The organism is Albimonas sp., assembly GCF_055129145.1.
On the sequence record NZ_JBSRTQ010000169.1, the window covers coordinates 1 to 8391 of the forward strand.

Genomic DNA, 8391 nt, shown 5'->3' on the forward strand with positions numbered 1-8391 from the left:
GGGGCGAGCCGGCCGCCGCCCCGGCGGCGCTGGCGGCGGCGTTCGGGGGGGCGCCGGGCGAGGGCTGGGGCCCGGGCCAGGCGCTGCGCATCCTCAACCGGATGAAGCCGGCGGGCACGGTGACGACGGTGGATTCGGGCGCGCACCGTATCCTCGCGAGCCAGCTCTGGACCTGCGCGGAGCCGGGCGCGCTGCTGCAATCCTCGGGCCTCTGCACCATGGGCTGCGCGCTGCCGCTGGCGGTGGGGACGGCGCTTTGCCGGGAGGGGCCGCCGCCGCTCTGCGTGCTGGGCGACGGGTGCCTGGACATGACCTTGGGGGAGCTCGCGACGTTGCGCGATCTGGGTCGGCCGGCGGTGGCGGCGGTGCTGGTCGACGGCTCGCTGGAGCTGATTGCGTTGAAGCAGCGGCGCGACGGGCTGGCGGCCGCGGGGGTCGGGTTCGGGCGGACGGACTACGCCGCGGTGGCGCGGGCGGTGGGGCTGCGCGGGGTGCAGGTGACCGGGCCATCGGCGCTGGAGACGGCCTATGCGGAGGCGCTGGCGGCCCCCGGCCCGACGGTCATCGCCATCGAGATCCCGGCCGGCGCCTATGACGGGCTGATCTGAGGGGGGCAGGGCCGGGGGCGGGACCGGCGCCCCTTCGGGTCGCATCGCCCGCCCGCCGGCCCCGCCGGAGGCGAAGAAGGCCGACCGGCCGATCCGCGCCTGCCGGTCCGTCCCGTGCCGGGCCCCGCCGGACGGCACGGTCCCGCCCGGCGCGCCGCTCCCGTCCGCCGGCCCGCGCCGTCAGTAGCCGCGGGCGCGGTCCACTTCGTCTAGGAGCGACGCGCCCTCGGCGAGCCTCCGGAAATTCTCGGCGGTCGCGGCCATCGAATCCCCGGTGTTGCGCCCGCTGACATGGGGGGTGAGGGTGATGCCGGGGTGGCGCCAAAGCGGGCTTTCGGGCGCCAGCGGCTCCACCCGCGCCACGTCGAGCACCGCATGGGCCGGCCGGCCCGCGTCGAGCGCCGCCAGCAGCGCCGCCTCGACCACCAGGTCGCCGCGGCCCATGTTCAGCAGGGCCGAGCCCGGCTTCATCTTCGCCAGCCGCGCCGCGTCGAAGAGGTTCGCGGTCTCCGCGGTCGAGGGCAGGGCGGCGACCACGTAGTCGGCCTCCGCCAGCAGCGGGTCGAGCGCCTCGGCCCCGGCGCGGGTCTCGATGCCGGGCAGGGCGCGGGGCGAGCGGCTCCAGCCGATCACCCGGAACCCCACCGCCGCGAAGACCTCGGCCGCGCGCGCCCCCACCGCGCCGAGGCCGAGCAGGGCCACCGTCGTCTCCGTCGCCGGCCGCGCGGTGCGCCCGGTCCACTCATGCGCCGCCTGAAGCGAGGCGTACCAGGCGTGGTCGCGATGCAGGGCCAGCACATGCGACAGCGCCCATTCGGCCATGTCCTGGGCCTGGCCGCCATGGCGCAGGCGGGTGATGCGCACATGCGCCGGCAGGTCCGGGTCGCGGACCATGGTGTCCACCCCCGCCCCCAGCTTCTGGATCAGCCGCAGCGCGGGCAGGCGCCGGGCGAGGCCGGGGCGCAGATGGGCGGTGGCCAGCGCCTCGATCTCCGCCTCCGGGAAATCGTCCTGCAGGGCGTAGACCTCGTGCCCCGGCAGCAGGGCCGCGAGCTGGTCGCGATAGGGCCGGCTGTCGGGGGCGCGCTGGACGTTCATGTCCACGAGCACGCGGAGCGGTTGGGTCGGCATCGTCGGGATCTCCGGCGGGGAGCGTCAGGGCGCGGCGAAAACCCGGTTGGGCCCGGGCGCCGGAGCGGCCGAAGCTAACGGCGGGCGGGGCGGCGGGCCAGAGGGTTCGGTTGCGGCGCAGCGTCCAAGGGTCGGGGTTTGCGCCGCGGCGCAGCATCGGGCGGCGCAGCATCGGGCGGGGCGGCATCAGGGGGACGGCCCTCCGGCCCGCTCATTGGGCGGCCGCCCGGCGTCGCCGCGCCCCGAGACGCCAGGAGGCCATTTCCGGGCGCGCGGCCGCGGCCCCCGCTCCGCGCTTCGCCGATTGACCGAGTGCAATACTCGGAATTGACTTTCGCCGTCCCCCGTTCGACAAAGCGACGTCCGCCGACGCAGCGTCCGCGGGCGGCGACGCCTCAACGGCGCGGCCCGGTCCTCCGGGGACGGGCGCGCGCCGGCAGACCTATCGGGAGACCGCGATGCAAGCTCACCCCCCCCTTTCCGCTCGCCTTTCCAGCCGTCCCTCCGCCTTCCGCGCCACGCTGGGCGCGCTGGCCGCGCTGGCGACGGTCTGGGCCGCGGCGCCGGCGGCGCTGGCCGAGGGTTCGGTCAACCTCTATTCTTCGCGCCATTACGACACCGACGAGCGGCTCTATTCCGATTTCGAGGAACAGACCGGCATCGCCGTCAACCGCATCGAGGCCGAGGCCGACGCGCTGATCGAGCGGATGAAGGCCGAGGGCGCCAATTCCCCCGCCGACGTGTTCCTGACCACGGATGCCGGCCGCATGTGGCGGGCCGAGGAGGCCGGGCTGCTGGCGCCGGTGAGCTCCGAGCTGCTGCACGCGCGGATCCCCGCGCATCTGCGCCATCCCGACGACCTGTGGTTCGCCTTCTCGCAGCGCGCGCGCATCATCTTCTACGACAAGGCCCGGGTGGAGACGCCGCCGCGGACCTATGCCGAGCTCGCGGACCCCAAATACAAGGGGATGATCTGCACGCGCTCGTCGGGCAACATCTACATGCTGTCGCTGATGGCCTCGCGCATCGCCCATGACGGCGAGGCCGAGGCGCAGAAATGGGCGCAGGGGCTGTGGGACAACCGCGCCCGCGACCCGCAGGGCGGCGACACCGACCAGCTGCGCGCCGTCATCTCGGGCGAATGCGCCATCGCGGTGGCCAACACCTATTACTTCGCCCGCGGGCTGCGCACCGATGTGGCGGGGATGACCGAGGAGATCGGGAAGATCGGCTGGGTGTTCCCGGACCAGTCGGGGAACGGCGCGCATATGAACGTGTCGGCCGGGGCCCTGCTGAAATCGGCGCCGAACCCGGAGAACGCGGTGAAGTTCCTGGAATATCTGGCGTCCGACAGCGCGCAGAAGTATTTCTCGGCCGGCAATGACGAATATCCGGCGGTGCCGGGCGTGGGCCTGGCGGCGTCGGTGGCGCAGCTCGGCCTCTTCCGGCAGGATGCGCTGAATCTGGCGGAGCTCGGGCGCAACCAGGCCAAGGCGCAGCTGATCTACGACACGATCGGCTTCGAATAAGGGATGCGGGCGAAGCCCCCCGAAGAGGGGGCGGGACGGTGAGGAGGGCGCGGTTTCGGCCGCGCCCTTTTGCGTTCCGGAGACCGGGGGGTCGGGCGGCTCGGCGGGTCTAGCGCGCCATCTCCAGCAGCTGCGCCGCCCGCGCCCGCCCCAGCTCCACCCGGCAGCCGCGCACGGCGATGCCGGAGCCGCCGCCGCCGCCGAAGCTCGCGCCCACCTGGTCGCAATGCGCCTCGCGCCAGGCGGTCCAGGCCACCTGCGCCCGGATCAGCGCCGGCAGGGCGAGCGCGCGGCCCGTGGTCTCGTCCAGCGCCCGGGACGCGTCGGCGGCGAAGCCGTAGCTGAGATCCACGGCATGCTCCACGCGCCGCTCCATGTCCGCCACGCACGCGGCGATCTCCACCTGGGAGCTGGCGTCGAGCCCGCATTCCATGGCCGGGTCGGCCCGGCCCGCGACGGGGCCGCAGAGGAGCGCTGCGAGCAGCGCCGCGGCATGCGGCAGGTGGGGGGCGAGGGGGCGTCGCATCAGCTGGCTCCGGGTCGGGATTTGCGGATGGCGCGGGCGAGCAGCAGCACCGGCGCCATGCCCACCGCGGCGATGGCGAGGGAGGGGAGGGCGGCCTCGGTCAGCCGTTCGTCCGAGGCGAGGCGATGGGCCTGCACCGCCAGCGTGTCGAAGTCGAAGGGGCGCATGATCAGGGTGGCCGGCAGTTCCTTGGTCACGTCGACGAAGACGATGAGCGCGCCGGTCAGGATCGATCCGCGCAGCATCGGCGCGTGCACCCGCCGCGCCACCCCCCAGACCGAACAGCCCAGGACGCGGGCGGAGGCGTCGATATTGGGCCCCGCCGTCTCGAACCCGGCCGAAACGGCGTTGAGCCCGGCGGCCATGAAGCGGGTCATGTAGGCGAGCAGGATGGCGACGATGGAGCCGGTGAAGATCAGCCCCAGCGGCAGGCCGAAGGCGGCGCGGGACCAGGCGTCGAGCGTGTTGTCGACCATCGCGAGGGGCGCGAGCAGCCCCACCGCGATCACCGATCCCGGCGCCGCGTAGCCGAGCGAGGCCGCGAGCTGCGCCACCCGCGCCCCCGGCCCGGGCGCGAGCCGGCCCGCATAGCCGATCATCAGCGCCGCCGCCATCACCAGGCCCGCCCCGCAGGAGGCGAGGATCACGGTGTTGGCGAAGAAGCCCCAGTAGCGCTCCAGCCCCATGTCCGGCCCCCAGGCCTGGGCGGCCATCGCGCCGAGCATGGCGAGCGGCGCGAGGAAACCCAGCAGCACCGGCAGGGCGCAGAACAGGGTGGCGGCCCAGGCGCCGGCGCCGGTCAGGCGGGTGTCCTGCGGGGTCTCGTAGCGCCGGCCGGCCTGGTGGCGGCGCGCCGCGCCGCGCTGGGCGCGTTCCATCGCCGCGAGCGCGAGGGCGATGGTCAGCAGGCACACCGAAAGCTGCGCCGCCGCGGCGCGGTCTCCCATCGAGAACCAGGCCCGGTAGATGCCGGTGGCGAAGGTCTGCACGCCGAAATGCGCGACCGTGCCGAAATCGGCGACGGTTTCCATCAGCGCGAGCGCGAGGCCGCCGACGATGGCCGGGCGGGCCATGGGGAGGGTCACGCGCAGCAGCACCTGACGGGGGTTGAGGCCCAGCGTGCGGGCGACGTGCTGGGCGGTGACCGACTGGTGGATCAGCGCCGCGCGCGTCATCAGGTAGACATAGGGGTAGAGCACGAGGGTCAGCATCAGGGCGGCGCCGCCGAGCGAGCGGATCTCGGGGAACCAGTAGTCGCGGGGGCCGTAGCCCATGGTCTCGCGCAGCAGGGTCTGGACGGGGCCGGGGTGGTCGAGCAGGAAGGTGTAGGCGTAGGCGAGCACGTATGCGGGGAAGGCCAGCGGCGCGACGAGGGCGACCTCGAAGAACCTCCGCCCGGGGAAGGCGAAGCTGGTGACCAGCACCGCGGCCCCGACGCCGATCAGGCCGGCGCCGAGGGCGACGAGGGCCGCGAGCTCGACCGTGGCCAGCGCGTAGCGGGGCAGCATCGCCTGCATCATCAGCGGCAGCAGGGTCCAGTCGCCGAAGATGGCGGTGACCAGGACCGAGAGCGCGGGCGCGGCGCAGAGCGCGGCGAGCAGCCAGGCCGGCCGGGTCAGCGCGGCGGAGGCGGCGAAGCGCGCGCCATGCCGCGGGCGGCGCCGGGCGAAGCCTGCGGCGGGCAGGGCGGCGGCGAGCGCCGGGGCCGTCTCGTCGGATCGGGGGTCCTGCATGCGGTCTCCGTCGGGGAGCGTGCGAGGGCTCAGCCATAGCGCGCCCGCGCGGCGGGCTCAATGCGGCGGGTTTTTGGGTATCGGGAGGGAACGCCGGTCGAGCCGGGCCGCGCGACGACCGGGTCTAGGGTCGGGGCGGAGCGCCCGCGCGGCGTTGCGGCGGGGCGCGGGCGGGGCGGTCTCCGGTCGGAACTTCGGGAGGAGGGATGGGCCGCGCGGACAGTTGGGCGGGGCGGGGGAGGCCATGCCGTTGCCCTGCGCGGCTGGCGTCGCGGCGAAGGTTCGGCGGTGGCCGGGAACGGTTCGGCGCCGCGCGCGCGGGGGCGCCGCCGCATGTTCAGGGCGGCGAATGCGCAGGTCGGGGCCGGCGCGTGACGCACCCCTCGCCCCGCCTGCTCGGACCCCGCCCCCTCTTTTGCGCCCCGCCGGCGTGCGCCTTGCGCCGCCCGTCGGGCCTGACCCCCGCCGCAGAAGCCAGGCGGCGGCGTCACCGGCGCCCCCGGTCCCCCGGCCGCGCGGGCGCGCCGGCGCCACCGGCGCGAGGGTCGTCGCGCGGCCCGGTTCCGTCCGGGGCGCCCCCGCCGCCGGTTCTTGCCCCCGGCGCCCGCCTCGGGCAACCTCGCCCGCAAGGCGGCCGCGCCAAGACGGCCGCCCGAAAAACCTCCGGGGAGGAGACCCATGACACGATCCGCCGGCGCGCGCCGCTTCGTCGACCTGTCCGTGGCGCTGGAGGCCGGCATCGCCTCGGACCCGCCGGCGATGCTGCCGAAAATCGACTACCACGCCCATGCCGACACCGCGGCGCAGATCGCCGCCTATTTCCCCGGTCTGACCCGGGCCGACCTGCCCGGCGGCGACGGCTGGGCGGTGGAGCGGCTCGAGGTCTCCACCCATAACGGCACCCATCTCGACGCGCCCTATCACCACCACTCCACCATGAACGGCGGGGAGCGGGCCTGGACCATCGACGAGATCCCCCTGGACTGGTGCTGCGCGCCCGGCGTGAAGCTCGATTTCCGGCATATGGAGGACGGCTACGTCGCCACCCCGGGCGACGTCGAGGCGGAGCTCAAGCGTATCGGGCACGAGATCCGCCCGCTCGACATCGTGGTGGTCAACACCTCGGCCGGGGCGGCTTACGGGCGGGACGACTACCTCGTGAAGGGCTGCGGCATGGGGCGGGACGCGACGCTCTGGCTGCTGGAGCGCGGCGTGCGGGTGACGGGCACCGACGCCTGGTCCTGGGACGCCCCCTTCGCCCTGACCGCGAAGCGCTGGGCGGAGACCCGCGACCCCGCGATCATCTGGGAGGGGCACCGCGCCTCCATCGACATCGGCTATTGCCACATGGAGAAGCTCGCCAATCTCGACCGTCTGCCGGGGGACGGGTTCGAGATCGTCTGCTTCCCCTTCAAGATCGCCCGCGCCTCCGCCGGCTTCGTGCGCGCCGTCGCCATGTTCGATGCTTGAGGCGAGGGGCATGAGGCGCGGGGCCGGTGGCGCGCGGCTCGAAAACTTTCCAGGCGGCGCGGTCGCGGGCCGCGACGCCACGCGATCGAGGAGCATGACATGCGTTTGGTGACTTTCGCCGCCCCGGGGACGGGCGACCGGCTCGGGGTCTGGCTCGAGGGCGACGAGATCGCCGACCTGACCGCCGCGGGCGGCGCCGATTTCGCCTCGATGCAGGCGCTGATCGAAGGGGGGAAACCCGCGCTCGACGCGGCGCGGGCGGCGGCGGGGACGGCGCCGCGCGTGGCGTTCTCGGCGGTCACGCTGCGCGCGCCGATCCCGGTCCCCCAGCAGATCCGCGACTTCATGCTGTTCGAGAAGCACGTCCGCCAGGCGGCCCGCACCCGGCTGGTGGTCGACGCGAAGAAACGCGGCGCGAGCCAGGCGGAGATCGACGCCATCCCCGCGCCGATGGCCCCGGACCAGTGGTACAAGCAGCCGATCTACTACAAGGGCAACCGCTTCGCCGTCTCCGGCCCTGACGAGGACGTGCCCCGCCCGCCCTACTCGAAACGCATGGACTACGAATGCGAGATGGCCTGCGTGCTGTGGAAGGGCGGCAAGAACATCAAGGCCGAGGACGCGCGCGCCCATATCTTCGGCTTCATGGTGTTCAACGATTTCTCGGCCCGCGACGCGCAGGGGCGCGAGATGCCGGGGCGGCTCGGCCCGGCCAAGGGCAAGGATTTCGACAAGGCCAACGCCTTCGGACCCTGCCTCGTGCCGCTGGAGGATCTGGGCGACTACAAGGGGCTCGACATGATCGTGCGGCTCAACGGGGTCGAGGTCAGCCGGGGCAACTCGGCCGACATGCACTGGAGCTTCGAGCAGGTGATCGAGTGGGTCAGCCACGGCGAGACGCTTTATCCGGGCGAGGTGTTCGGCTCGGGCACCGTCGGGGACGGCTGCGGGCTGGAGCATGACCGCTATCTCGCGGACGGCGACGTGGTGGAACTGGAGATCGAGAAGATCGGGGTGCTGCGCAACCGGCTGGTCCCGACCGAGGGCTGAAGGGGGGCCCTGCGGCGCCCGTGCCGGGCATTTCGATGTCTCCGGCCGTGAACGGCCTGCGGGGCGCCCCCTCTCCCTGTCCCTCTCCCCGGTGGGGAGAGGGAAACGGGATGTCGGCCTACCCCGTGATCGGCGAGCGTTGCGCCTTTGGCGGGCAAGAGCGCGGTTTTGCTGAGACGGCCCCCCGGGGGGGCCTTGTCCCAGCGTCTGCGAATCTCCGGGCGCGTCAAGGCCGAGCCGGCTGCGCCGGTCGCTTCGCGAGCCTTGACCCGCCCGGAGATTAGCGGTTGCGCGTGGTCGCCGGGAGGCGGTGACGCAGGCGCCCCGGTCCAACGCCGCGCGGG

Annotated in this window: 7 protein-coding genes; 4 read left to right on the forward strand and 3 right to left on the reverse strand. The window is 74.0% G+C overall.

What is annotated here, in order from left to right; all coding sequences use genetic code 11:
- On the forward strand, window positions 1–608 hold a 608-nt coding region (locus ACTB72_RS18735; RefSeq protein WP_463038532.1), incomplete at its 5' end, for a thiamine pyrophosphate-dependent enzyme.
- A gap of 180 nt (window positions 609–788) precedes the next feature.
- Here the strand turns inward: ACTB72_RS18735 and ACTB72_RS18740 are convergent.
- Window positions 789–1739 (reverse strand): NAD(P)-dependent oxidoreductase, encoded by a 951-nt coding sequence (locus tag ACTB72_RS18740; protein WP_463038533.1) that lies wholly within the window; start codon window positions 1737–1739, stop codon window positions 789–791.
- Between the two features lie 458 nt (window positions 1740–2197).
- Here ACTB72_RS18740 and ACTB72_RS18745 point away from each other — a divergent pair, with 458 nt between their 5' ends.
- The gene (locus tag ACTB72_RS18745; protein WP_463038534.1) at window positions 2198–3268 is read left to right on the forward strand and encodes an extracellular solute-binding protein; all 1071 of its coding nucleotides are present in this window, start codon (window positions 2198–2200) and stop codon (window positions 3266–3268) included.
- Window positions 3269–3377: 109 nt separating this feature from the next.
- Here the strand turns inward: ACTB72_RS18745 and ACTB72_RS18750 are convergent, their stop codons facing one another.
- Both ACTB72_RS18750 and ACTB72_RS18755 read right to left on the reverse strand, forming a co-directional pair.
- Window positions 3378–3794, reverse strand: coding sequence for a lysozyme inhibitor LprI family protein (locus tag ACTB72_RS18750; RefSeq protein WP_463038535.1), 417 nt, complete (start codon window positions 3792–3794; stop codon window positions 3378–3380).
- Window positions 3794–5527 carry an ABC transporter permease gene (locus ACTB72_RS18755; RefSeq protein ID WP_463038536.1) on the reverse strand — a complete coding sequence of 578 codons (1734 nt, stop codon included), beginning with the start codon at window positions 5525–5527 and terminating at the stop codon, window positions 3794–3796. The genes ACTB72_RS18750 and ACTB72_RS18755 overlap by 1 nt, the downstream gene beginning before the upstream one ends.
- Before the next feature lie 678 nt (window positions 5528–6205).
- Between ACTB72_RS18755 and ACTB72_RS18760 the strand changes: the two genes are divergently transcribed.
- Both ACTB72_RS18760 and ACTB72_RS18765 read left to right on the forward strand, forming a co-directional pair.
- Entirely contained in the window at window positions 6206–6997 is a 792-nt protein-coding gene (locus tag ACTB72_RS18760) for a cyclase family protein (RefSeq protein ID WP_463038537.1), read from the forward strand.
- Window positions 6998–7096: 99 nt separating this feature from the next.
- Complete coding sequence (locus ACTB72_RS18765; protein ID WP_463038538.1) at window positions 7097–8047, forward strand: fumarylacetoacetate hydrolase family protein; 951 nt, start codon at window positions 7097–7099, stop codon at window positions 8045–8047.
- The last annotated feature ends 344 nt before the right edge of the window (window positions 8048–8391 follow it).

What these genes read in the sequence shown, in the direction of transcription:
- ACTB72_RS18760 (WP_463038537.1), top strand. Translation starts at nt 6,206, where the DNA reads ATGACACGATCCGCCGGCGCGCGCCGCTTCGTCGACCTGTCCGTGGCG.
- ACTB72_RS18765 (WP_463038538.1), top strand. Translation starts at nt 7,097, where the DNA reads ATGCGTTTGGTGACTTTCGCCGCCCCGGGGACGGGCGACCGGCTCGGG.
- ACTB72_RS18745 (WP_463038534.1), top strand. Translation starts at nt 2,198, where the DNA reads ATGCAAGCTCACCCCCCCCTTTCCGCTCGCCTTTCCAGCCGTCCCTCC.
- ACTB72_RS18755 (WP_463038536.1), bottom strand. Translation starts at nt 5,527, where the DNA reads ATGCAGGACCCCCGATCCGACGAGACGGCCCCGGCGCTCGCCGCCGCC.
- ACTB72_RS18740 (WP_463038533.1), bottom strand. Translation starts at nt 1,739, where the DNA reads ATGCCGACCCAACCGCTCCGCGTGCTCGTGGACATGAACGTCCAGCGC.
- ACTB72_RS18750 (WP_463038535.1), bottom strand. Translation starts at nt 3,794, where the DNA reads ATGCGACGCCCCCTCGCCCCCCACCTGCCGCATGCCGCGGCGCTGCTC.